Raw genomic sequence first — 25675 nt, 5'->3', positions numbered from 1 at the left:
GGATACTTACTTAACAGTAATCATCATCTACAACAAGTTCATTGATGACAAATATTTCTGGGGGCTGAGGCTCTCGAAGCCCCACCCACGTAATTTTTTTATGATTGATTCGCTAAAGTAACAAAGATCAGCCTCCCGCCTTCCTCGGCAGACAAAAGTATTTTCTTTCCATCCGTCAGTTCCACCATAGATCCGGGTGGAATCTCTTTTTGTTCCGTAACATCTTTCATCGAAGTCAGGCTTTGATTCACCAGCACCCATCTTCCCTCATGAAAAGTGAAATATCCGACAGGCATTTTATCCTGCATCGTAAGATTTTCATTTCTGATGACCTTTCTTGAAACGTGCCATTTGAATAAATACTGGTTGTTATAAACCATCAATCTGTGGTTTTCAGGTTTCCAGACCTCATCATCGAACTTAAAATACAGATCCAGTACAGGAAGTGTTCCCCGGTGTGAAGTTCCACAGAAAGGGCATTTCGGATTGCTTCTGTTGTCGAAGACGTACCATTTCTCGGTACATTCCGGATTGTGGCAGGGCTGAATCAGATCAGCGGTCTTTAACAGGGCGGTTTCCCATTCATTGGCGGTTGGACGTCGAATCGGATCGTGAAGCCCGTCTATAAATGCTTTTCTAAACAGTTCGGAAAGATAGGGCCCTGCAGCCGTAAAAGGAATTTTCTGAGGATCGCCCCAGAATGCGTCCCATTTTCTGAGATGATCTGCTTTCACCTGATTGGATGGATCTTGAAAATGTTCTATGAATAAAGCTTTTTCACCCATCGAAATCACTTCATCTTTTTCGGAATCCAGATCCCATATTTTTCCTCCTCTCAAAGGATGCCTTCTGAACAGATACATATAAATCAGCACTGCCAATGCATGAAGATCAGTTTTCTGGTTAGGCAGATGCCTTCCCGGATCCTGCATGCTCAGATGTTTGGTCTTTAACACTTCAGGAGCAATAAAATCTGCCGTTCCAATCACTTCCGGTGGGAAGAGTTTCGGAACAACCAATCCATCTATATCAATAATACAGGCAGATTTCGTCACCGGATCTATCAGAATATTATTATAGGAAAGATCGGAATGCGCCAATCCCATTTGGTGAAGCTTTTTCACACCCCGGCTGATATTAATGGTGATCTGAAAATAGCTCAGCCAATCCCCCAGTTCCGAATGATCCAGCCTCAGCGGATACTGTTGATTCCTGAACATTGGAGCAGTAAACCATTTCCCGACTTTATCCTGACCCTGAATATTATCTGATCCGATATAGCCTTTTGCAAAGAAGAATTTTTTATGGTAAATGGGAACCACAATTCCCGTCAGTTTATTTTTTTCTACAATATCATACGGCCATCTGAATATTTCATTCAGAAAGTAATCTGATGAATTCCCGTTTCGTATATTTCCGAGATAAGTAGAAACAATTCTCATGATACGTTCTTTCTGTCCAGCATCCAGAGGAGTCCGGTAAAACGCCACCACATATTCCCTTTCCGGCGAAAAATAGACATCTTTCACACCGCCTCTGATCGGGCTTTCATCTACGTATTCATAGGATTTTGCGGTATCCAGAATAGAAGCAACTTTAACGGTTTTTTTCATGTTTAATAGATTATGGCCAGTGTTCTGTCATCATGATTTCCGCGGCTCCAGAAATCGGTCCAGGTAAGAAGCTGTTGATCAATATGGGTATCATTAATGAAATCTACTTTCGTCCGGTCATCATTGTTTCCGGCCAGATCATTAAAGAATGTTTTCCAGCTTTCAATATCTTCAAGCTTGTTTTCTGTCATGAATTTTGGATCGTAAATACCATCCGTCATCAGTACGAGATAGGAAAAATCATTGACGCAGGTTATTCCAAATCTTGAAGCCGGATCATCGCTGAAGATCTCATTCATCGTGATAAAACGGGTTCCACCGCCAAATTCACCAACATCCATCTGGTTCAGAAGCTTTACTTCAGAAAAATCCGGACTGATCAGGTTGATCGGACAGTCTCCCACTCCGAAAGTGAGAATGACATAACCGAAATCAAACTTTTTTGTTAATGCAAAAATCAGTGTTGTATGGAAATCTTTTATAGAAAATGAATGTTCTGCTGCCGTTTGATCCAAAACATGATATACATCCAAAACCCCTTCATACAGAAGTTTTAGGACATTTTCTCTGGCTTCGGACTGTATTTCTTTTGATGAATCAGATGCATTGTAAATGATTTCAACATTTTTTTCGATTCTGGTTAAAATTTCTTCCGAATTGAAAAAACTGTTCACTGAAACGGCTGCCAGTCTTGAACCTTCTCTTGCCATAACAGCAGAACCAGCACCATCTGCCACTGAAACAATATTCCAGCCTCCGGGAAGTTCGTTTACGGCAAAATCATCATCCCTGAATTTTCCTTCATGAGCATGGGAACGTCCTCTTTTCGATACAACGGTGATTTTTTTATCCAGAAATTTTCCTTTGTAAGATGTTTCATCAGGTTTATGATAGACATCGTTGGTGTCAGATGGAATGTTCTTCCAAAGATCTTTCGGGTCTGCATTGATGAACAGATGCACTTTTTTAATCTCTGTACTGTTTTCATCATCGACATGATAGAATTCAATATCCAGGTCATGAACACTGTTTACATACGGAATTCCGGATATTGTATTGTTTTCGAAAGTAAGTCCTGTCTCCTGAAGATTGGCGATATTTTTAATCTTTATATTCGGAAAGTCATCCAGCTCAAAACGGTATTCATAGAATTGCTTTGAACTGGCATTTTTAAGCACCAGATGAACTTCTTTAAATTCTTCTTTTTCTCTGTAAATAACAGCTTTTTCCATGGTTTTGTGTTAGGTCTCGGCAGTAGGATTTCCTTTCGTTATCCCAAAGTTCGGTTAATATCAAATCCTTCGCTTGAAAATCCGTAATAATCCGAAGTTCCGCACCATGGACATTTGTTGTACCCTTCTCCTTTCAGACAGTGAATTCCGCCACATGAGCAGGTTGCCAATGCGATGGGATTGGCACAGTGAGGACATGATGTCCCTCCCTGAAGTTCTTCAATAGAAATTTTAAGATTATTTTTCTGGGAAGAGGAAAGCCTGTAATATGATTTTTCGTCAATTTTATAGGCTCCATCCAGTCTGTAATATCTTGTAGACATTCCCGGTATGCTCGATTCGGCGAATGTTTTTTTAAACTTCATTAAATACAGTTTCTCCGTTTCTGAGCATTTCCCGTTTAACACAACAAAATTATTGTCCGGAAACTTCTGCTCCAGTTCAGGATCTACTTTTTCAAGAATAATAGAATCAATTTTGGAAAGATTAATTCCTTCTTTATTGGCTTCCGTAACACTTTGGCTGGTTGTTTTGATGGAATCCGTCACCCATTTGAAAAATTCTTTATACGAATTTTCATCAGAATTATTGAACAGCAAAACGTTGTCAGACAATGTCCCAAGTAGTTTATAATTAGTATTTTCTCCTATCGAAACGGCAATCGTATTGGATTTTCCGTGGTATTTATTGTTCCATCTTTCAATTGCTTTTGTGGCATCATCGGTAGGAACGCCGTCTGTAAAAAGAAAAACAATCGGTTTCCAGTCGCCTTTTCTGTCGTAAGTCGTTTTCACAATATCCCTGTCTATGCAGTCCATCACTTTAATAAGACCCTGAGACAGCGACGTTCCGCTTCCAATCGGGATCTTCGGAGGATAAAAACTGATGATATCCTGAAGCGGCGTGATGACCTCAGCTTCTCCCGCGAAACCTATAATGGAAATATAGACCGTTTCCAGTGAATACGGATCTTTCTTTAAATCTCTGATGATATTGGCAATACCTTCCTGTACCTGCTCAATAGGCTCTCCAACCATAGATTCGGAGACATCGACTAAAAAATAAATGGGAAGTCTTCTCATGATGTATAGTAAGACAAGTGATTTAGATAATAATATTAAGCTCGGACGGCGGCGGAGGCAGCGGTGTACTTTCTCCCGTTCCCTGCGATTTTCCTCCCATCGTGATGGATGAACTTACCCATTTGAAAAATGAGGAAAGCGTGATCGCATCAGTGGTATCCAGTTTTACAACATGGTCTGTAAGCTCCTTCAGGAACTGTTCATCTGCTTTTGGACCTGCAGCACAACCTACGATAGCGCCAAATTCCAGATCTCTGATCACAGGGATCATCTGTCTGTATTTCTGGATATCGGATGGTTTGCCGTCGGTAAATATAAACAGTAATGGTCTCCAGTCTTCTTTTTCATCTGAAGAACCTCTGATCAGTTCTTTCTTCACAAGTTCCGAAACCATCTCTAATGCCGCCCCGGTATGGGTGGGTCCACTGTCCGGACAAGTGATTTCCATTGGATAAAAACTGGCCAGATCGGTCAGCGGAATGATATTTTTAACCTCACGGTCAAAAGTGATCACGCTCAGATGAAGGCTGTCCATCGCCTGGGGATCTGCCCGAAGCATGCTTATCAGCCCGTTAAATCCGTTATTCAGTGCCTGGATGGGTTCTCCGTTCATGGAACCTGAAGTATCCAGTAAAAAGTATGCTAATAATCTCCTGCTCATGGTATGGTGTTAATTCTGAAGCCGGCAGCGAAAGTTGAAAACTTTCCTGCCGGCTTTTTAGTTTGATCAATATTCAGGTTTAATTGCTGTACGCGTACTGTTTCAGGATTTCAATAAAGTTATCCGTCTGGTGAGGTTCTCCTATCGCACGGAACTTCCAGTCGCCATTGTGACGGTAAGCTTCGGCAAAAACCATCGCACATTTTCCATTCATACTGGCATCGCCTGAAAGGCTGTATTTTGTAATCTCTTTACCTTTCGCATCCACCGCCCTGATAAAGGCATTCTCAATCATTCCGAAATGCTGGTTATTTTGTTTTCCCTGGTAAATAGTCACCAGGAATAATATTTTCTGATAGCTTTCATCCAGCTGGTCAAGTTTCACGATGATCTGCTCATCATCACCATCTCCGGCACCGGTTCTGTTGTCTCCGGTCAGCCATATATTTCCACTTGGATGCTGCATGGAATTAAAAAAAACCACATCACCCTGATACAGTGCGATCTGTCTTCCTTCATTGGTTTGTACGGTTTTTCCAAGATTGGCTACTTTACCGTTTCCATCTAAAAGAAATGCAACGGCATCAAGATCATATTCCGCTTCTTTACTAAACAGTTTTCCAAAGAAACCGCCCTGCTTTCTGACATCCCATCCTAAACCGATCGTTACTTTTGAAAGATCGTAAACATTTTCTCCACGGTCATTTTTTCTTAAATCAATCGTCTGACCTTTCTGTAAATTAATTGCCATAGTTATCGTTTTGTGTATTTGAAAATATAATTATTTAATGATCTGTCCTTTGTAGTATTTCTCAAGGAAGAAAGCAAGATCCGCTCTGTAACCGATTCCTGAAGCTTCAAATTTCCAGCTTCCATTTCTTTTGTACAGTCTTCCGAATTCTACTCCGGTTTCAATAGAGAAATCTTCATCCAGCTCATATTTTGCGATCTCCTGATTGGTGCTGTTATCCACAATTCTGATGTATGAATTTCTCACCTGTCCGAAGTTTTGTTTTCTTCTTTCAAAATCTTCAATGGTGACCACGAAAAGTATTTCTTCCGCTTTCGGATCTACTTTTTCAAGATCTACAATAATCGCCTCATCATCGTCACCGTCACTATTTTTACCACTGGGATCATCTCCTGTATGGGTCAGTGCGCCATCGGGAGACTGAAGGTTATTATAAAAAACAAAACATTCCTCATTTATTAATTTTCTGTCGGAATCAATCATGATGGCAGAAGCATCCAGATCGAAGTCGAGACCTGTCCCTTCATTCGGGTCCCAGCCCAGTCCTATCGTCATTTTTGTCAGCCCAATATCGATCTTTTGTCCTTTCTGTAAATTAATTGCCATAGTGTTTTAGATTATTAATTATTTTTTGTTTAAGATAAATTTGATTTGTGAATTGACCAAATTTATTGATAAAAAAATAAATGGCGTGTGCTCACCAAGATAAATGTTTAATTTTAATAGGGTTTTAACATTAGATATTAGCGTTAAAGAATTAGTCTCCCCGTTTTGTCTTATACGTGGGGGAAATTAAACCTTATAGGTTTTAAAAACCTATAAGGTTTGTGATGTCAAAATAAAAATTTTCATTAGATTAAAGTTTAGATTCTTTAATAGGTTTCGACATAAAAAAAGCCCGGTTAAAAAACCGGACTTATATAGATTAAAAAAAATCTGTAAAATTAATTTTTAAATTCCTGATCGGAAACTGCTTTTTCCCTTGCTTTCGCCAGCATTGGAATAGAGATCAGTCCCATGACCAGCATAATGGTAATTTGAAGCGGAAGTGAAATAAATGAGTAGGTCAATCCCATTTCGCCACCTAATTCAGCACTTTTACCCATTGAAATAAAAAGCGCCATAAAACCGAACTTCATCGCCAGATTGAAAGCTCCGATCCCGCCACTGGCAGGAATAATCATTCCCAAAGTACCGACAACAATAATAAAAAAGCCGTCAGCAATGGTAAAATTGGAGGTCTCAGGAAGGGCAAAACATACAAGATAAGCTGCAAAGTAGTAAGAAATCCATATTCCTAATGTATACAGAATGAATTTCCCTTTTTCTTTCAGTTTAAATATGGTCGCCAGTCCTTCGAAAATTCCGTCAATAAAATTCACGATCTTTCCTAAAAACGGAACGTTTGCAAGTTTCTTTCTAAATACAAAGAATCCCACTGTACCTGCAGCCAGTATCAAAAGAACCAGCAATACCTTGTTAGAATTAATATTAACACCTGAATTTTCATAAAAAGACAAAATCGCTTCATATTTAAAAAGCAGCGTCAGTCCCAGAAAACCCATCATACATATAAGGTCTACTACTCTTTCCAGAATAATGGTTCCGAAAGACTTGTCAACCGGAACTTTTTCCACACCATATAAAGCGGTAGCTCTTGCCAGTTCACCACTTCTTGGGATGGTAAGATTCATCAGATACCCGAATGATATAGACCAAAGTGAATTTGAGTTTGAAATCCTATGTCCCATGGGCTCCAGCATCAGATTCCAACGCACGGCTCTGAACCAATAAGCCAGAATACCAAATACAGATGCAAAAAGTACCCAAAGATAATTGGCCCTGGCCAAAGATGCCTGAATCACTTTAAAATCAAGCCCTTTTAAGGCAAGCCATAAAAAAAAGCCTGCAAAAGCAAGCGATATTACTATTGTTAGAATTGATTTTAAAGGATTCTTTGATTTTTTCTCCATGGATCAGGTTAGAAGATTTGTTTTTTCATCCGGGAAAACAATTTTCGGCTGGAAGACTTTCGCTTCTTCGGGTGTCATCTGCGCATAAGCAATAATAATGATGATATCATCACGCTGTACTTTTCTTGCAGCAGGCCCATTCAGACACACTTCTCCGGATTTTCTTTTCCCTTTGATAACGTAGGTATCAAAACGCTCTCCATTGTTCACATTGACGATATAGACCCTTTCTCCCACTACCAGTCCGGCAGCTTCTATAAGATCTTCGTCGATCGTTATACTCCCAATATAATTAAGGTCTGAGGCCGTAACCCGTACCCTATGGATCTTAGACTTGAAAACTTCTATTAACATACTGCAAATTTATTAATAAAAATTAATAAATCGGTCTTTTGAAATCATTTTAAAACTCCCACAAACCCAGCTATTTAATTTTATATTACACAAGTTTTCAAGGCATTATTTATAAATTCTACAAACATATCCTTAAAAATATTAATAGTTTGTACGAAATTCAGGATTTAATAAATGGAGTAAATAATATTAATTTTTTGCTAAAGTCAATACTCATAAGCATTTGGCATGATTTTAGTGAGCCGTAACGTAGATTTTACGTGAAAAGTCAAATTATCATATTTTAACTGTTTTCACCGAAAAGCAAAAAAATTTTATAAGTTTTAATAAAATAATTGCACAATTAGAAAATAGTATTATATTTGCTATAATTACGAACTAACTTTAATATTAAAAATTATGAACAAGTCTGAATTAATCGACGCAATCGCAAAAGATGCAGGAATCACTAAAGTTGCAGCTAAAGCCGCTTTAGAATCATTCATTGGTAATGTAACTACTACTTTAAAGAAAAAAGACGGAAAAGTTTCTTTAGTAGGTTTCGGTACTTTCTCAGTAGCTGAGAGAGCTGCTAGACAAGGTATCAACCCTGCAACTAAAAAACCGATCAAAATTGCTGCTAAAAAAGTTGCTAAATTCAAAGCAGGAGCTGATTTATCTAATGCAGTTTCTGGTGTCAAGAAAAAATAATCATTCAGATTAAAAAAATTCAAGGCCGTTTTTTAGGAAGCGGCTTTTTTTGTGGGTGGCTTCGGGAACCTCAGCCACCCACAAATTGTGTCATTAGCAGAATCTGGAAGATATTATTTTCCAATTCTTATTGTTTTAATTTTTAGGTTTTGGCTGAAGCCGTTGGAATGCCTGGAAATTGAAAGCCCGCTCCTATTGAATGTAAATGATATTTTTTTGTACTTACAAAGTAGATTTAATCAGATATGAATCAATTCGAATAAGAAGCGCTACAAGTCCAAATGCTCCCATCAGACTCTCATCTTCCGGCATTCACCTTCTAATTTCTAATCTCTAATTTCTAGCTTCTAATCCCTATGGAGCCAATCGTGAAATCTTCCAGTCCAAATCTTCCAACTGATAAATAATCCTGTCGTGGAGACGGTTGGGTCTGCCCTGCCAGAATTCAATTTCGTAAGGTTTTGCAATATATCCGCCCCAGTTGGCCGGTCTTGGTACTTCGCTGTTTTCGTATTGTTTTTCGAGTTCTTTTAATTTTTCTTCCAGATATTCTTTATTCGGAATTACGTGGCTTTGTGGAGAAACAGCTGCTCCCAGCTGGCTTCCCTTCGGCCTTGAATGAAAATATCCATCACTGAGGTTTTCAGCTATTTTTTCAAGATCGGCTTTGATTATAATCTGTCTTTCGAGGTTTGGCCAGAAAAAATGAAGGCAGGCTTTGTGGTTGTTTTCTATGGCTTTTCCCTTTCTGCTGTCGTAGTTGGTATAGAAAATAAACCCTTCGAAGGTATATTCCTTAAGCAACACCATTCTCGTCCTTGGACATCCGTCTTCTTCTAAGGTAGAAACCGCCATGGCATTGGCTTCAGAGACCGTCGGGCTGTTGCTGGCGTCCAAAAACCAGTCTCTAAACTGTTCAATGGGATTTTGTTTTATCTCACTTTCAATAAGTTGGGATTTCTCATACACTTTTCTTTTGTCGTGCAGGTTTTCCATAAATATTTTTTATTAAATTTGAGTATGAATTACTCATACAAAGGTAAAATATTAATTTCCACCCCTGACATTTCCGGCGATATTTTTTCGAGATCCGTCGTGCTGATTGTTGAGCATAACGAAAGCGGTGCCTTTGGATTGATATTGAACAAGAAAAACAGTCAGATGAGTAGTAAGTTCAAAAACTTTTTTGACTTCAAAATAGAGGTCTATGACGGCGGACCTGTAGAAAACGATAAGGTCTTTTTTATCGTTAAGGAAAAGAAGGTAACCGAGATCTATTCTGAGATCAGCAAGGATTTCTATATCACAGAAGATATTGAAAGCATCATCAGTGCAGTCCTGAATAAGGAACTGAGCATTCATGATGTAAAAATCTTCTCCGGATATTCGGGATGGGCCGGCGGACAGCTGGATGAGGAAGTTCAGAAAAAGCTCTGGACGGTAGTAGATGTCTATAATCTGGATTATACGCTTCCCAATGACCATACCCTTTGGAAATCAATTATGCAGAACCTGGGCGGGGAATATCTGCTTTGGGCCAACTCACCTGAAGATATTTCACTTAACTAACTGAATTCGTTTTTGATACACTGTGAAAACATTAACAAACTTTAAGATTATGTTAACCAATTTTAAAGAAAGAATTCACGTTATTTGAACAACCAAAAATCACTACCATGAGAGGATTCAAACTACTTGCCTTTTCTGCCTTTTCTGCTTCATTTCTATCTTTTACCCCAATCAACAAAAAATACATCGTTATAGATGCCGGACATGGCGGAAATGACATGGGATCTGTGTATGGGAAAGTCTCCGAAAAAGAGATCACTGTAAATATTGCTAAAGAGATCAAGAAGCTGAATGAAAATCAGGACCAGTATGAAGTGATTCTCACCAGAGATTCCGATGCTTATCCTACTCTTCAGGAGCGAACAGCTATGATCAATAAGCTGAATCCGGAGATCGTTATTTCTCTTCATATGAATAGCAATCCTGAGAAGGAAACTCCAAAACAGGGAACTGAGGTATATATTCAGAATACTGAAAATTCAAAAAAGCTTGCTGAAAAAATTTCAAAGAAATTTGATGTTGCCAAAGTCGAGGAACGCAATCTCCACATGCTGAGAGAGACGAAAGCACCTGCGGTTCTGGTAGAGCTTGGATTTATGAATAATACCAAGGATAGAGAGTATGTTACCAGCGAAAAGGGACAGAAAGAAATCGCACAAAAATTCACAGATATTATCCGTGAATACTAAATAAAGAAACAATTTCTGATTATTCAGAATAAAACCCGGTAAAGGACTTGGGTACTTTGTTGTTTACCGGGTTTGTCAATTTATTGAAAACTATTTTTCCAGCCTTCCACCATTTCTATAAAACGGGAGCTTTCAAAAGTCTTATTTCTTATTTTACCTACAGAAAATACACCTTTCTCGTCGGAGATCATTAAAATCTCTTCGGCTTTTTGTGATTCAAAAGCAATAATTTCATGTTCCTGAATATCTGCAAGATTATTTTTATGCAGGAAAGTCACAAAATTTTCCATTAAAGGAGAAATATATGCTCCTTCGGACTGCTTGGGAACTTTGATCACATTTCCTTCCAGAAACAATAGATTTCCTGAAGTGGTACGTGCAATTCTTTTATTGGGATTAAGCAAAATCACATCATCCAGATCATTTTCTTCCGCGTAGATACCTCCGTAAATATTTTCAGGACAGTGAACTCTGATATTGCTCAATAAATTATTATTGACATTGATTTCCTTGGTAAGGTCCATTTCCAGAGGTCTCTGATGAACGGTAAGTACATCATCGGATTCCGTTACTTCATAAAAATAGGACACTGAAGATTTTGAAACCGTGACAGCATCATTATTTCTGAAAACCTGAAAATTGATAATTCCGTTTTTAATTCCTTTACCATCGATAACATCTTTATGAAAAAGGGTCTGAAAAAATTCCAGCGTATAGGTAAGCGGAATGTTCATTCTCATCTTTCTCATGGAAGCCATCAGGAAGAAATAGCATTCTTCATCCATGATCAGTCCTCCGTTTCTTACAAAGAAAGAAACCTTCACTGCGTCGCCCAAAAGGAACGCTCTATTCTTTACATTTAATCCGTCTGATGTAAAATATTGATTTTCCAATTTTTGATGTGATTTATTTATAAAAAAATAATGAACGATAAATCGTTCATCAGTTTTACCATTTAATAGCGTCCGGCTTATGCCGCACCTAATTTTATTCTAAGGTTTTCTATCAGGTTTTCCCAGTACAATGCATTCTCTTCTTCAGAACCTTCTTCGCAGAAATCTGTAATATTCAGAGCCAGATCTTCTGTAATATCGTCTATTGTGATAGTCATTTCAAAGAAATTTTTAGTCCCCTCATCTTCTTCCCATCTGAAACGTACGAAACCTTCCGGCTTATATCTAATCAAAGTGGCCTTTTCGGCAGGTCCTCCGCCCCAGCTAAAAAAGAAATCATCGCCTTTCTCTGTAACCTCATCCGCAAACCATTCAGATAGCCCCTCAGCCGTTGCCAGATATTCGTATAAAATCTCTGATAAACAATGCATTGGAAATTCGTAATGGACTTTATGTTTCGCCATATAATCTTTGTTTTTATCGTCCCGCAATATATAAATTAATTTTTTTATTACACAAAAAAGCAATTACTTTTTTAAAGAATCTTCATGATATTTATCACTGGTTTTAAAACTCTGCCGAATATGATTTTCAGCAGAAAAAATACCATGTAGTGCATAAAAAAATCTCTCCGGAGTAGAGAGACTGTATCATTTAATCTTCGTTTAGAACATCCAGAATGATCTGACATCCCTGTCTGATTTCTTCTGAAGAAATCGTAAGCGGTGGAGAGATTCTCATATACTCATTTCTATAGAGCTGCCAGAAGACAATAAGGCCCTTTTCCATGCATTTTTTGGCTACGTCAAGGGTGTACTCAGGTGTTCCTAAATTAACGGCAAGCATAAGCCCCATTCCGTTGATGTTTTTAATCTTCGGATGAACCAGAAGTTCTCTGAACAGTTTTTCTTTTTCCTTTGTCTCTTCCATCAGTCCGCTTTCCAGAACTTCTTTCAATGTAGCATGACTAGCTGCTGCAATCAAAGGGTTTCCTCCAAACGTTGTGATATGTCCTAATTTAGGGGAATGTGACAATGTTTCCATAATTTCTCTGGAACTCATAAAAGCACCTACCGGCACTCCGCCTCCCATTCCTTTGCCCATGACAAGAATATCCGGAACAATTCCGAAATGTTCGAAAGAGAATAATTTCCCGGTTCTTCCGAATCCAGGCTGGATCTCATCCAGGATAAGAAGTGCTCCTACTTTTTCACATCTTTTTTTCAGTTTAATCAGATAATCCCCTTCCGGAACTAAAAATCCAGCTGCTCCCTGAATGGTTTCCAGAATCACGCACGCTGTTTTTTCAGTAATCTGATGAAGATCATTTTCATTATTGAATTCAATAAAGCTGACCATTGGCAATAATGGGCGGAATTCTCTTTTATGGGTTTCATTTCCTGATACGCTCAAAGCCCCGTGCGTATTGCCGTGGTATGAGTTTTTAAAGGAAACAATCTCTTCTCTTCCTGTGTATCGTTTGGCCAGTTTCAGACTTCCGTCAATCGCTTCCGCTCCACTGTTCACCAGATAAGTGATTTCCAAAGGATCAGGAGTAGCTTCCGCAAGAAGTTTACATAAAGCGATGGGTTTTTCCTGTGCATATTCTCCGTACACCATGACGTGCAGGTATTTGTCTGCCTGTTCTTTGATGGCATTCACCACCTTAGGATGTGAGTGTCCCAAAGTATTGGCAGAAACCCCGGCTACAAAATCCAGATATCTTTTTCCATCTGTTCCGTAGATATAGCTTCCTTCTGCTTTTTCAACTTCAAAACCTGCTGCAAATTTTGTGGTCTGTGCCTGATATATAAAAAAGTCCTTGTGCATCTCCATTATTGCGAAAATTTTCAGCAAAGCTAAAAAAGATTCAGCACATGCAGAAATTATCTGCCGGGAATAAAAAAAATCACCCCTGATGATCTCAAGGGCAATTTAATATAAATAATAAAAAGTTGAAGGTTGATTTAAAGTACTTTTTCCACCGTAACAAAGCTGTTACTAATCACGTTATAGGCAGTTGTACCTCCAAGTTCCGAAATCGCTTCCAGGGTGATGTACTGTCCCTGAACGATATACACTGAGAAATCTAAGCTGATTTTCCGAATTGTACCATCGAAATTCACTGTATTTTCCAAAAGCTGAAATCTCTTGGCATCGTTGACATATAAGCTTGCTCCTAATCTGCTGCTAAATGCCCCGGCTGCTCCTGTAAAATTAAGGTTCACATTCACTCTGTATAATCCGCTCTGACGGATATAAAGTCTGTTCAGATCTGCACCGGTTGTTGCTGTATTGGTTTTAAGCTTTAACGGGTCCGCTAAAAAATTAGGCTTATCAATCAAAGAATTTATGGGAAGCATCACAGAACCTGAACTGGTGTTGACCGGATTTATTGCAAATCTGGAAATGTTATCAGATTCTATTTCAAAAGCTTTGCTCCAAACAAGCCCGTCAAAAACCATTACCTCGCCTGTACTTTTTACAAACAGGAGCATTCCGCGTAATGCTTCTATTCTGGTTGCGGGTGCATTTACGCCCGTGTTAGGCAAATCTGTAGGGGTTTCGACAGCAGGTAAGCCAAAACCTTTGACTCCTGTCGCTTCACTTGTATTGGTGATATACATCATCACCTGATCATTACCATTCGCATTGGAATCAGGATTGGGTATATTGGTAAAATTGACTTGTGCGCTGTACATAGCTAATGAAAACATGAACAGGCAGAATATATATTTTTTCATTGTTAGTAGGCTTTAATTAAACGTGCTCCGATATATGAATTTATAGAATTGCTATCTGTCCCATAAGCAGACAGAGATCCTCCTGAACCTCCAACCGTTGTTATCGTAGGAACAACTCTCAGCTCAGCACCTGCAGGCAAGGATACGGTTTGTGCAAAACTGGATGTTTTACTTCCCTGGGTATCGATGATAAATATCAGAGAGTAGTTCGTCTTGGTAATGATGGTTTCCCAGTCTGAAGCCGGCGTGTATTTCACCTGTAATGTTAATTTAAATTCGGTAACTCCCAATTGAGCGCCCACACTGCCTCCTGTAAAACCAAGAGCGGCTGCTATATCGTACATTCCGTTTTGTTTCACGGTCACTGAGCTTGCATTTTTCAGAAGTAAATTATCCACAAGCACCTGGCTTTTATTGTCCGGTGCAAGATAAACCGGAGCGCCCAGAGAAAGACATATTCCAAGGCCAAAAGCTAAACAAGGGATGGTAATTCCTGAAGAAATGCCCAGTCTTGAACCTTTAGGCTGAAAAATTCCCTGTATCTGTCTTGCTGGATTCCAGGCAAAACCGTCATATTTATAATATTGGTCATCCGCTTTATTGTAGATAAGACCTCCTACAAGATTGGGATAATCACTAAAGAGATCTGATGATGCAGCGTCATACTTGGGAAAAGCAGTAAAGGTCGTAGAATATGGAAGGATTACTCCTTTTGTTCCATCTTTTACTTTGAGTATATTCTGATTGCTGGCAATGTTGTCACCAATCACTACCTGTGCGTTTAAGCCATATTGAAATAAAAGCACTACAATTAATATGATCTTTTTCATCTTATTGCATATTTATTTTTTCGACAATAATTTCTGACACTGCATTTCCTGTGGTATTCATTGAAAAAGACAATACATTCCCTCCAATAATACCGGTACAAACCCCTGTTCCAATGTTCTGGTTTCCATAAAACCTAAGGCGTAAATTATCACCTGCATCAAAACTGCCTATATACGTAAGAACCAATGACTGTCCTACATCAATAGATCCCGGTGATAAGCTTCCTAAGGATAGTGCTCCGCTGGTAGAGCTTGTCGAATTGTTGGTAATAGGTCTCCAGGTAGTGGGAGCTGCTGCTGTACTGGTTTCCAGATCAACCTTTGAGTATAGATTAATGGTTACGCCTACACAGAGAGCCGGTGTCTTCACATCAATCGCGCCACTTTTAAAGGAGATTTTATACAGTCCTTTTGTTTTGATATTAATGATATTACTGGTAGCAGCGGCGAGCGAGACATCTGCTGTCATATCATTATAACTTGGGCTGGTACTTGTAAAAGGAACATCTATTGCTCCTCCGGCCTGTGGACAAAGCCGGTTGACACCTCCACATCCCAATCCGCAGGTTCCGCAATCTGCAGTGATGGCAGCGCTTCTTATAAAACGTGCCATCTTGTTGTTCTTCAAAGTTGTCACGATGGGATCTGATATTTTCCAGGTTGTTCCGTCGTTCTGTACCATACTTCCGGTTTCTCTGTTGAAGATAATGGAACTTTGAGTCCCGTTTCCAGTGGTACCCGTAGCAGAAGTTGGCAGAACTGCTGCTGTGTTGGACCTGGGCATCCGCGCCGCGTTGTTGTCTTGTTTTACATGAAGAAGTGTTCTTTCGTCAGGTTGAAAGCCGGGTGCTTTTGCAATCCCAACCTGTGCGTTAATCCCTATAAAGCAAAGTATAGGGACCAAGAGGAAATAGTTGATTTTCATTTTTAAATTTTTTTATCATTCTAGGTGTATTAAATGTATAAAATATTATTATTTAAAGACCAATCTTCGTGGAAAATTAATGTTAAATAAAAATGAAAGAATAAAAAACGTAGATTTTAAGGGTCATTCTGCGACTGAGCAAAAAGCTTATCATCAAAATAAAAGTCTATTATTTTAGTAGATTTCAAAATTGAGAGGAGTTTAAGCCCAAAATAAATCACCACTTTTTAATAAAAAGTGGTGATTCATTCTTTTCGTTGAAAATTATATTTTTATTTTCGAACCCGTTTAGGTTTTTTAGCTTCTTCTTTGGCTCTTTCTTTATCTACGGCCTCCTGAGCTTTGTCAAACAGCTCATTATCAGAAGTGTATTTAATTTCTTCGTAATTAGGACTGTCTACCAGGATATCCTGCCATTTTCTGATCCGGTCTTTGGTATTCCAGTTGAAATCGGAAAACTTTCTTCTGTCCGGTTCTATCATACTCATAGGATAGGTATCTGAATTGGCCCCAATGCTGCATGATATAATCTGTAGTCCGGTCTCTTCAAATAACGCTCCGATGATTCCACAGGTAGAAAGTGTAATCCCTATTCTCATTGGTTTTTTGGTCTCCTGATCTACATCATCTACGTAAGTGATGGATTGGGCATTCCCAACCACTCTGGCTTCTTTGATTTCATTATTCTGATAGTAAACCGTCATGAATTTTCCTTTCACCTGGTTGAATTCATCTTTAAGGTTCAATGAATCCACTTTGCTTATCGCAAAAGCATTTCCTATTACTTTAAGTGAATCTATGTTCTCGGTTTTCGTATTGAAATAAGCTTCTACTTTATCTCCAGTTACCTGTTTTTCACCGCTCCAAAGAATTGGGTTGGTATACATATGCATGATCCCGTCTGTTTCATTGAAGGCGATGGAATCTGCTCTTCCCTGCGCATTGGATTTAAAGATACGTCCTTTTTTGTAGGCTCTCAAAAAGCTTTTCTTAATGGTAATATCTGCTGAATCCGGTCGCTGGTAAGAAAGTATTTTTTCTGCGGCAAAATAAATAGAGTCTTTTTCCATGATCTTCACAGCATAAGGACCTTTGGTCATCATGGCTGAATCTTTCTTTTGGAAAATTTCTCCATAGCCTCCTTTCATATATCTTTTTTCCTTGGGGTCGTCCAGGGTAACGTTTCCGGTAGCTTTACCGAAACCTGTGATATTATTAAAATACATATCATCACCGGTCAGGATTTTGTCGTTATAGAAGATCTTGGAGTTTTTGTTAAGGAAAGCTTCCTTGGTCTCCATTCTGTAGGTTCCTCTTTCGGTATAGATTCTGTTTTTAGGATTGGCTCGGTTCGTGATTGTTGTGGGTCCAAAGAACTCAGCCACCTTTGTATTCTGGTTCTGTTTGATATTGGGACCTTCAATGATATAATCCGGACTGTCTATTTTTACGTTCCCGACAAAATCAATCATTTTGGTATTGAGAAAATAGGTCGCCGATTTCGTGTACATCACGTTTTGCGCGTCACTGATCGTTCCTCCTGTATTGAAGTAGGCCTGATTGGCAAGCCTGTCGTAATAAAGAATATCTGTTTTAATGGTCTGTTTGGGATCGGTAAGAACAACGTCTTTCTTGGCTACCCCTTTCTGGGTAACGCCGTTGTACTCCATTTCATGGGCAGTAATTACGGAGCCGTCTGCGTTCTGCAGTTTTGCATTACCAATGGCTTTTACAAGACTTTGATCGTTATAAAGAATAACCTCATCGGCATAGAGAATAGATCCCTGATGCTCTATCTGAACATGACCTACCATGTATTGGTTTCCCTCGTATTTAGTGTCTTTTTTAAATTCATCGGCATGGATGATTTTCACCTTATCTTCAGGCCGTACAGCCGGTAAAGGTTTCCCTTTATTTTGAATATAAGGATCCATCTGCGTGGTTTTATTGTCCTGTGCGGAGCTGAACGCAGAAATAAAAATTAACAGAAAAAGGATTATTCTCATTGATTAATCATTCTTGGTACCATAGAAATACAGCGAATGCGAATCAATATTTACGCCAAATGCTTCTTCAATTGCTTCTTTAATTCCCTGGATTCTTGGATCGCAGAATTCGATGATTTCTTCAATTTCTTTATCAGAGCCTTTTTTGTAGATCACCAAATGGTCATGCTGTTTGTCAAAATAAGACTTCTCATAAGATGAAGAGGTCAGTGTTTTTTCTCCAAACTGATGCTTACGGATCAATCCTGCATCAAGGAAAATTTCAATAGTGTTGTAAATGGTTGCTTTTGAAACATGATATTTCTTCTGCATCATCAGGAGATAGAGATCATCCACATTGAAGTGATGATCCATATTATAAATCTCTTCTAATATCGTATATCGTTCAGGCGTGTTTCTGAAACCCTTTTCTAGCAGGTAATTTCTTAAAACATCCTTGATCAAGGCAATATTTTTTTCTTTTTGTATTGTATCCATCAAAAAAATTATCTACAAATTTATTGATTTTTATTTAAATAGACCTTATACTTTGGTGCGCGGACTTTTAGGAATTGTGACGGATGAAGCCAGACTGCTCAATCTTGTTGTCATAAATCGTAAGTTCTGTGATAGGCGCAGACTCCACTTCCACGTTGTGTGAGGATACTCCCCAGGCCTTGAAATCATCGCTTCCGATGTACTTCACAAAGTTGTAGATATTGAGTACAATCTTCTGTTTAACAGTTAAAAGTATATCGTTAATATACGTATTATCTATAATCACATACTTCAGATCCGGCGGAATATTATGGGCTCTCAGAGACGGATGGCTGCTCCTTGAAGGAATGGTTCCATCGGCCATAAGATCTTTTAGTACCATATTAAAATAATCATTGATTCTTCTGTCTACTTTAAATCCTAAAAGGAAATTAACTTTGTATACAGTTCCCGGCAGAATTTCGTCTACGGTATATTTAAAGGTATACGGATCTTCCTGATTGACAATGCTTAATATAAAATAATGATCTGCTCTTTTCGGCTGTTTTTTGATGATGGAATAGATAATTTTAGATTCTACTTCATCATTTCTCTTAGCTCTGCTCAGGTAAGCAAGGTTGGTTGCATATTTTGGAATGCTTTCATCCAACTTCATATCTTTTATGATCGATACGTATTTCTCTATTTTTACAAACTGGATAAATGTTGTTTTTATCAGTCGTCCATTGTACCATGCGTACATAGAGATACCAATAGAACCGGCTAACACTACTGTAATCCAGCCACCTTCCATGAACTTGATGATATTGGCACTGAAAAATCCTAGTTCAATCGCCATATAGACTAAGGCGAAAAATACGATTAATACTTTGCTCACTCTATGTTTTAATAGCCAGAAAACCAACAGGACTGTTGTCATCAACATCGTTACTGTAATGGACAATCCATAGGCGGCTTCCATTTTTCCAGACTCTCTAAAATGAAGTACGACAATAATACATAAGATCAAAAGTCCCCAATTGATTCTTGGGATATACATTTGCCCTTTGACTCCAGAAGGGTAATCAATTTTTTGATTCGGCCATAAATTAAGTGACATCGCCTCAGAAAAAATGGTAAAAGAACCGGTAATTAAGGCCTGACTTGCAATAATTGCTGCTGCAGTCGCCATAATTACACCTGGTACAATCATCCACTCTTCCATGATTCCAAAGAATGGATTCACCACAGAAAATCCGGGTTTAGCATGATTGGTCAAAAGCCAAGCTCCCTGTCCAAGATAATTTAAGATAAGCATCACTTTAACAAATCCCCAGCTTACTCTAATATTTTTAGCACCGCAGTGACCTAAATCTGAATAAAGAGCCTCAGCTCCGGTGGTACAAAGGAAAACAGCACCAAGAATAACAATCGCGCTTGGAGAATTGACAATAAGCTTGTACGCATAATAAGGATTGAAAGATCTCAGAATTTCGAAATTTTCACTTAAATGCATTACTCCCAAACCACCTAAAACCAGGAACCAAACCACCATTACAGGTCCAAAAAATTTCCCTATAAAGCTGGTTCCAAATTGCTGTACCACAAATATTACAATCAGAATTCCGATAGTAATAGGAACAACCGGGGTATGAGGATTATATATTTCAAGACCTTCGATAGCTGACATTACTGTAAGCGAGGGTGTGATGACTCCATCTGCAACCAGTGCTGCTGCTCCTACGATGGCAATAAGATACAGCCATCCTTTTTTAAGGTTTTTAACTAATGAGAATAAAGCCAAAATACCTCCTTCTCCTTTGTTGTCTGCCCTTAGAGCAATGATTACGTACTTTATCGTAGTCTGAAGAGTAAGTGTCCAAATAATACAGGAAAGAGCTCCTTCTATGTATTCGTTGAAAGGCATATTACTACCGCCATCTCTTGCATTTACAATCGCTTTCATTACGTAAAGCGGTGATGTCCCGATATCTCCGAAAACAATTCCGAGAGAGACTAAAACTCCCATAAAAGAAAGTTTTTTTATGTCAAAATGATAACCATCTTCTGTAACGTCTGCCATGTCAGCTTATTTATTTTAAACGCGCAAATTTATACTAATTTTATGACGCCAAGAACTATTCTTCATGAATAGAATAAATGAAAAAACTTCCTTTCGGAAGTTTTTCTCTATAATAGTTATTTTACGTACATCGCTTTTTTGATCTCCTCTTTCACTTTTTCAAGCTTAGGGAACCATTCTGCAAATAATGCAGCTGAATACGGTGCAGGGGCATCAGGAGTTGTAATTCTCTTGATAGGAGCATCTAAGTAATCAAATGCTTTTTGCTGTACCATATAAGTAATTTCAGAAGATACTGAACCGAATGGCCACGCTTCTTCAAGGATCACCAATCTGTTTGTCTTTTTAACAGAAGCTAAAACGGTATCAAAATCAAGAGGACGAACTGTTCTAAGGTCGATCACTTCTACAGAGATCCCTTCTTTAGCCATATCTTCAGCAGCCTGAATAGCCAGCTTCATGATCTTACCGAAAGAAACCAAAGTAACGTCTGTACCTTCTCTTTTAATAACTGCTTTACCTATTGGCAGGTAATATTCTTCTTCAGGAATTTCCATTTTATCACCATACATCTGCTCAGATTCCATGAAGATCACCGGATCATTATCCTGGATAGCTGTTTTCAACAATCCTTTCGCATCGTAAGGGTTTGAAGGAACTACTACTTTAAGTCCCGGAACGTTGGCAAACCAGTTTTCAAAAGCCTGAGAGTGTGTAGCTCCCAATTGTCCTGCCGAAGCCGTAGGACCTCTGAAAACGATTGGACAGTTCCACTGGCCACCGCTCATCTGACGGATCTTAGCCGCGTTATTAATAATCTGATCAATACCTACCAAAGAGAAATTGAACGTCATATACTCTACAATTGGTCTGTTACCATTCATCGCAGCACCTACAGCAATCCCAGTAAAACCAAGCTCAGCAATGGGTGTATCGATTACTCTTTTAGGACCAAATTCATCCAACATTCCTTTTGAAGCTTTATACGCACCATTGTATTCTGCAACTTCCTCCCCCATTAAAAAGATGGATTCGTCTTTACGCATTTCCTCGCTCATTGCTTGTGCAATTACCTCACGAAAAGTATATTCTGCCATATTTATTTGAAAAATTTAGACTACAAAAATAGTGTTTTTTTATTACTAACATAACAAAAAAGGCATCTCATTGAATGAGAAGGCTTAATATCTATTGAATTAAAAAGCTTTTTCTTCCGCCCTACTCAGTTCTCTGTAGTTTTTTCTGAGATCGGACAGAATTTTACCGTAAGTTCTTTTATAAATCACATACAAAATATACAATCCGAGGAGCATACACAATGTAAATACTACATAATTTCCCATTCCGGGTACCATCATTTCGGGATTGGTGTGAGTTGTAGTATCATGAACGCTATTAAAACCGTCTATTGAGCCTGCCATCACTTCTTTTGTATAGAGATCAAAATGAATCAGATTATCCAGAATAACCAGAAAAAAGGAAATTCCGGCGTATCCGAAGATCAGCTTTCTCATGTTCAGAATGTTTTTCATTAATGATAAAGAATCCTGCCCGGTTTTCAGTCTGCGAAACAATAACATAATAAGAATGACAAATCCGGAGAACAAGATCATTCTCAAATAAGGAAACTCTCCGTTCATATAGCCATAGACTGACCAAAGTACAATTTCTATCAAGCCAACCACGAATAAAGTTTTTGCTACAGAAACAGATTTCTGCTTGATCATGGAATAAATTTCGTTTTCCGAATAGTCTTTAAATTCTGCTTCTTCTTTATTCCAGTCTTTTTTCAAAAGTTCCAAATCTTCCATATTATTTTGTGTTTATTTTTGTTTTTAAATTATTCTTTGCTCTGTTCATCTTCACTCTTGCATTTCCTTCTGTTATTCCCAGAATCTCTCCTATTTCCCTGTAAGGCCTGTCTTCGAGATACATCATGATCAAAGCCTTTTCTACATCGGACAGCTCATGAATAGCTTTGTACATTCTTTTCAGTTTGTGCTCATCATCTTCGTATGCCTCATATTCCATTTTTAAAGTGGAAACATCGATATCAGCATGCTGAATTTGTTTTTTCTGAGGCTTTCGGAAAAGAGTCATTGCCGTATTCAGGGCAACTTTATACATCCAGGTAGAAAACTTGGCTTCTCCTTTAAACCCCGGAAAAGATTTCCAAAGCTGAACTGTAATTTCCTGAAAGAGGTCTTCATGGTCTTCAGCATTATCGGTGTATATCCTGCATAATTTGTGAATAAGCCTCTGATTAGGCTTAAAAAAATCGACAAAAGTTTTTTCCAGTTCTGTGCTCATGCTTTATGAGTGGGAGGTTTTTATTTTCGTTACATATTTTTTTCAAAAAAAATGAAAAAAACGGCATCTCATTGCTGAAATGCCGTCTTACAATTTATTTAAACCTGATTAGTTTACTTTATCCCAGGTCTGAGTTCTTCCGAATACAGAAACTCCCATATATCCTCTTACATTCAGTTTGTCACCACTTTTTGTAATGGTACACTTATACGTTTTACCTGATTTAGGATCTGTAATAGTTCCTCCTGTAAATTCATCACCATCTTTTTTAAGACCTCTGATGATTTCCATTCCTAAGATTGGTTTTCCTTTTCTGTCATCTTTACATCCCGTGCAATTTGGATCTGCAGGCTTTATAAGCAACTGGGAAACTTTTCCGTAATACTTTCCGTCTGACTTTTTAAAGATTTCCACCACAGATTTAGCCTGCTTCGTTTCATCATCTATAGTCTTCCATTTCCCTTCGATCTGTGCAAACGATAATACGCCAAACAGAGAGAGCACGAATGTTAATAATAATTTTTTCATATTTCTTATAGTTTTAATTCCGATATACGTTTTTTGTTAGGTATCTATTGCTAAAAGTATAAATTAAATTTTAAACAGGCAAAAACTTTTATTATACAGAGCATATGATAGGCCAAAGTTTCGGGATGCGGGATGTGGGATACGGGTTTCGGGTTTCGGGTTTCGTGATGTGAACCAGCAACTACCAACCAGTAACAAAAACTCTACAACCCTAAAACGCTCTCACTCTACAACTCTCCTACTCTCAAACCCGTACCTCGTAACCCGCAACTCAAGCTATTTCAGTTTTCTATTAATCACCCTGTCCATATAATCCTGGAACCAGGCTTTGGCCGTCTGCATTTCTTTTTCTGTTTCCGGGGTTTTCAACTGCCCCATCAGGTTCTTTTCAAAACCGAGGTCATTTTTATCGTATATCCCTGTGATCTGCTTTCCATCGAAGCGGTACATATGATTTCCGATGATGAACTGCTCTGAACTTCCATCAGAATTGACCACGATAGAAGTGTATTTTTTATCACTCACGAGACTTCGTCCCCAGCTTCTAATCTGTTTGTTGTACCCGATAAGGTCTGCCAGTGTAGGATAAATATCTATTTGCTGAGCGGTTTCGAGGTTCACGCCTTTCAGATTGTATTCCGGATTTGGAGAATAGAGGATTAACGGAACGGCAAATCGGTTCATTGCTTTTTCATATTCACCGTAAGCGATCTGGTTGGTATGGTCTCCTGTGAACACGAAAATTGTGTTATTGAACCAAGGTTCTTTTTTAGCCGTTTCAAAATATTTTTTGATTGAATAATCCGTGTATTGCATGGGCTCATGCATCTCTATGGTTCCTTTTTTGAATTTCCCTTTATATTTTTCAGGAATTTTAAACGGGTGGTGTGACGACGCTGTAAATACCGTGGTCATAAAAGGTTGCTTCTTTCCTACATTCTTTGCAAAATACTGAAGAAACGGTTCATCCCAAATAGCCCACATTCCGTCGAAATCTTCATCATGGTTGTATTCATTCTTCCCGAAATAATGTTTAAATCCTAAGATATTTCCAAATCCAAGGAAGCCCATCGATCCGTTCGGAGCTCCGTGATAGAAAGAAGTATCATAGCCGAGATCGTTACATACCGAAACAATAGACTGAATTTTCTGGTTGGAATACGGCGAACTTGTAAACGCATCAGTAAGACTTGGAATTCCCGCCAATACGCTGCTCATTCCATGGATAGACTGTCTTCCATTCGCAAAAGTATTGGGGAAAATCAAACTCTGTCCGGCAAGGCTGTCTATAAAAGGGGTATAAGAAACGTAACCTTTGATATTTTTATCTTTATTAAAAGCCCCTGAATATTCTCTGCCAAAAGATTCAACAATGAAAATGACAATATTGGGACGGTTCTCTACTTTTCTGTCGTATATTTTATACGGCTGAACATTGTCTGTAATAAATTTTTCGTCTACAAAATGAACTTCTTTAAAATTATTAGTCCCTAATGTTCTGAAAAATGAAAATGTACTGTTCAACACGATATTTCCCTGAAGTGGATTCACGACAAAACGGTTGGCATCCACTAAGTTGATTGGTCTTGTACTGTGTTTGAAATCACCACGGATTCCTCCGATCACCAAAACAATGGTCCCGCAAAGAAAAAGCACCGACCAGATAAAGTAAGGAATCAGCTTTAAAGGTTTCTGTTCTGTTACCTTCACCTTTTTGTAAAGGAAAACCCAAAGTGCCATTAAAACGACAAACCAAATCAGAACAAAAGGATGCTGCCCTACGGAAACCATGAATACTTTAAAGACATTAGATTCGTGTTTTGCCACTTCCATGGCGGTAGAGGTCAGTCTTGCCTGTGAAAATTTGTAGTAGATAAAATCCCCGAAATTCATCGCATAAGCAATGCCGTTGGTGATAAAATACAGCCAGAACAAAACAGTCTGATAGCCTTTCTTTGTATTGATCACAATGGGAACAAGGCTTAACAGAATAAACAAGGCATTCACGTATAAGATCGCCGTGGTATCAAAGGCTGTCCCATGAAACGCCAGGTTGAAATAATCTGAAACAGAGTCTACTTTGATGAGTTCTTTATTGAAATACCAAAACAAAAGCCGGGCAATCTGATAAAAAACGTATGCTAAGAAAATCCTGTATAAAAGCGCCAGAACTTCCTGTTTTCTAAATTCTTTAAAAAATTTCATTCGGCAAATTTACATCAAAAACCGATTAATGTATTTTTTCCTGCATAATATTTCGGTATAAAATTTGGAAAAACTGTATTT

At 38.4% G+C, this 25675-nt stretch carries 26 protein-coding genes; 3 read left to right on the top strand and 23 right to left on the bottom strand.

The window, feature by feature from the left end:
- Positions 1–98: 98 nt before the first annotated feature.
- The 8 genes from N0B48_RS12970 to panD form a co-directional block, all read right to left on the bottom strand.
- On the bottom strand, positions 99–1613 hold the full coding sequence (locus N0B48_RS12970; RefSeq protein WP_259839208.1) for a helix-hairpin-helix domain-containing protein: 1515 nt from the start codon (positions 1611–1613) through the stop codon (positions 99–101).
- A 2-nt stretch (positions 1614–1615) separates the two neighbouring features.
- Complete coding sequence (locus tag N0B48_RS12965) at positions 1616–2845, bottom strand: PP2C family serine/threonine-protein phosphatase (protein ID WP_259839207.1); 1230 nt, start codon at positions 2843–2845, stop codon at positions 1616–1618.
- Between the two features lie 38 nt (positions 2846–2883).
- Positions 2884–3927, bottom strand: a complete 1044-nt coding sequence (locus N0B48_RS12960; RefSeq protein ID WP_090023694.1) for a TerY-C metal binding domain-containing protein — start codon at positions 3925–3927, stop codon at positions 2884–2886.
- A 22-nt stretch (positions 3928–3949) separates the two neighbouring features.
- Entirely contained in the window at positions 3950–4588 is a 639-nt protein-coding gene (locus N0B48_RS12955; protein ID WP_034731558.1) for a vWA domain-containing protein, read from the bottom strand.
- A 79-nt stretch (positions 4589–4667) separates the two neighbouring features.
- Entirely contained in the window at positions 4668–5339 is a 672-nt protein-coding gene (locus N0B48_RS12950) for a TerD family protein (protein WP_259839206.1), read from the bottom strand.
- A 30-nt stretch (positions 5340–5369) separates the two neighbouring features.
- A complete protein-coding gene (locus tag N0B48_RS12945) occupies positions 5370–5945 on the bottom strand; it encodes a TerD family protein (RefSeq protein ID WP_090023695.1) in 576 nt (191 codons plus the stop codon).
- A gap of 338 nt (positions 5946–6283) precedes the next feature.
- Positions 6284–7312, bottom strand: coding sequence for a lysylphosphatidylglycerol synthase transmembrane domain-containing protein (locus N0B48_RS12940; protein ID WP_259839205.1), 1029 nt, complete (start codon positions 7310–7312; stop codon positions 6284–6286).
- 3 nt (positions 7313–7315) lie between these two features.
- Complete coding sequence (gene panD, locus N0B48_RS12935) at positions 7316–7666, bottom strand: aspartate 1-decarboxylase (RefSeq protein ID WP_034706528.1); 351 nt, start codon at positions 7664–7666, stop codon at positions 7316–7318.
- Positions 7667–8065: 399 nt separating this feature from the next.
- Here panD and N0B48_RS12930 point away from each other — a divergent pair, with 399 nt between their 5' ends.
- Positions 8066–8356, top strand: coding sequence for an HU family DNA-binding protein (locus tag N0B48_RS12930; RefSeq protein ID WP_034748416.1), 291 nt, complete (start codon positions 8066–8068; stop codon positions 8354–8356).
- A 354-nt stretch (positions 8357–8710) separates the two neighbouring features.
- Here N0B48_RS12930 and pdxH read toward each other — a convergent pair whose 3' ends face one another.
- Positions 8711–9352 (bottom strand): pyridoxamine 5'-phosphate oxidase, encoded by a 642-nt coding sequence (gene pdxH, locus N0B48_RS12925; RefSeq protein WP_259839204.1) that lies wholly within the window; start codon positions 9350–9352, stop codon positions 8711–8713.
- A gap of 24 nt (positions 9353–9376) precedes the next feature.
- Here pdxH and N0B48_RS12920 point away from each other — a divergent pair, with 24 nt between their 5' ends.
- Entirely contained in the window at positions 9377–9925 is a 549-nt protein-coding gene (locus N0B48_RS12920) for a YqgE/AlgH family protein (protein WP_259839203.1), read from the top strand.
- Positions 9926–10032: 107 nt separating this feature from the next.
- Positions 10033–10614 carry an N-acetylmuramoyl-L-alanine amidase family protein gene (locus N0B48_RS12915; RefSeq protein ID WP_259839202.1) on the top strand — a complete coding sequence of 194 codons (582 nt, stop codon included), beginning with the start codon at positions 10033–10035 and terminating at the stop codon, positions 10612–10614.
- Positions 10615–10694: 80 nt separating this feature from the next.
- Here the strand turns inward: N0B48_RS12915 and N0B48_RS12910 are convergent, their stop codons facing one another.
- The 14 genes from N0B48_RS12910 to N0B48_RS12845 all read right to left on the bottom strand — a co-directional run bounded on the left by N0B48_RS12910 (position 10695) and on the right by N0B48_RS12845 (position 25594).
- Positions 10695–11507 (bottom strand): aminotransferase class IV, encoded by an 813-nt coding sequence (locus N0B48_RS12910; RefSeq protein WP_259839201.1) that lies wholly within the window; start codon positions 11505–11507, stop codon positions 10695–10697.
- A 77-nt stretch (positions 11508–11584) separates the two neighbouring features.
- The gene (locus tag N0B48_RS12905) at positions 11585–11971 is read right to left on the bottom strand and encodes an START-like domain-containing protein (protein WP_034731603.1); all 387 of its coding nucleotides are present in this window, start codon (positions 11969–11971) and stop codon (positions 11585–11587) included.
- 190 nt (positions 11972–12161) lie between these two features.
- Positions 12162–13337: an aspartate aminotransferase family protein gene (locus N0B48_RS12900; protein ID WP_259839241.1), complete on the bottom strand. Its 1176-nt coding sequence runs from the start codon at positions 13335–13337 to the stop codon at positions 12162–12164.
- Positions 13338–13474: 137 nt separating this feature from the next.
- Complete coding sequence (locus N0B48_RS12895; RefSeq protein ID WP_259839200.1) at positions 13475–14251, bottom strand: hypothetical protein; 777 nt, start codon at positions 14249–14251, stop codon at positions 13475–13477.
- A gap of 2 nt (positions 14252–14253) precedes the next feature.
- Positions 14254–15081, bottom strand: a complete 828-nt coding sequence (locus tag N0B48_RS12890; protein WP_259839199.1) for a hypothetical protein — start codon at positions 15079–15081, stop codon at positions 14254–14256.
- A gap of 1 nt (position 15082) precedes the next feature.
- Positions 15083–16006 (bottom strand): hypothetical protein, encoded by a 924-nt coding sequence (locus N0B48_RS12885; protein ID WP_259839198.1) that lies wholly within the window; start codon positions 16004–16006, stop codon positions 15083–15085.
- Between the two features lie 272 nt (positions 16007–16278).
- The gene (locus tag N0B48_RS12880; RefSeq protein WP_259839197.1) at positions 16279–18012 is read right to left on the bottom strand and encodes an OstA-like protein; all 1734 of its coding nucleotides are present in this window, start codon (positions 18010–18012) and stop codon (positions 16279–16281) included.
- A gap of 3 nt (positions 18013–18015) precedes the next feature.
- Positions 18016–18489 carry a Fur family transcriptional regulator gene (locus tag N0B48_RS12875; RefSeq protein ID WP_034731532.1) on the bottom strand — a complete coding sequence of 158 codons (474 nt, stop codon included), beginning with the start codon at positions 18487–18489 and terminating at the stop codon, positions 18016–18018.
- Between the two features lie 67 nt (positions 18490–18556).
- Entirely contained in the window at positions 18557–20551 is a 1995-nt protein-coding gene (locus N0B48_RS12870; protein WP_259839196.1) for a KUP/HAK/KT family potassium transporter, read from the bottom strand.
- A 116-nt stretch (positions 20552–20667) separates the two neighbouring features.
- Entirely contained in the window at positions 20668–21648 is a 981-nt protein-coding gene (locus tag N0B48_RS12865; protein WP_259839194.1) for a pyruvate dehydrogenase complex E1 component subunit beta, read from the bottom strand.
- A 99-nt stretch (positions 21649–21747) separates the two neighbouring features.
- Complete coding sequence (locus N0B48_RS12860; protein WP_259839193.1) at positions 21748–22362, bottom strand: DUF8845 family protein; 615 nt, start codon at positions 22360–22362, stop codon at positions 21748–21750.
- 1 nt (position 22363) lies between these two features.
- Entirely contained in the window at positions 22364–22861 is a 498-nt protein-coding gene (locus N0B48_RS12855; protein WP_259839192.1) for an RNA polymerase sigma factor, read from the bottom strand.
- A 108-nt stretch (positions 22862–22969) separates the two neighbouring features.
- Positions 22970–23389 carry a DUF2147 domain-containing protein gene (locus N0B48_RS12850; protein ID WP_034731525.1) on the bottom strand — a complete coding sequence of 140 codons (420 nt, stop codon included), beginning with the start codon at positions 23387–23389 and terminating at the stop codon, positions 22970–22972.
- A 276-nt stretch (positions 23390–23665) separates the two neighbouring features.
- Positions 23666–25594 (bottom strand): LTA synthase family protein, encoded by a 1929-nt coding sequence (locus N0B48_RS12845; RefSeq protein WP_259839191.1) that lies wholly within the window; start codon positions 25592–25594, stop codon positions 23666–23668.
- Positions 25595–25675: the final 81 nt, after the last annotated feature.

The sequence above is a fragment of the Chryseobacterium herbae genome, from assembly GCF_025154075.1.
GTDB classification, from domain to species: domain Bacteria; phylum Bacteroidota; class Bacteroidia; order Flavobacteriales; family Weeksellaceae; genus Chryseobacterium; species Chryseobacterium herbae.
Note: the sequence above shows the minus strand (reverse complement) of the source record. Positions and strands in the feature narration are given on the sequence as shown.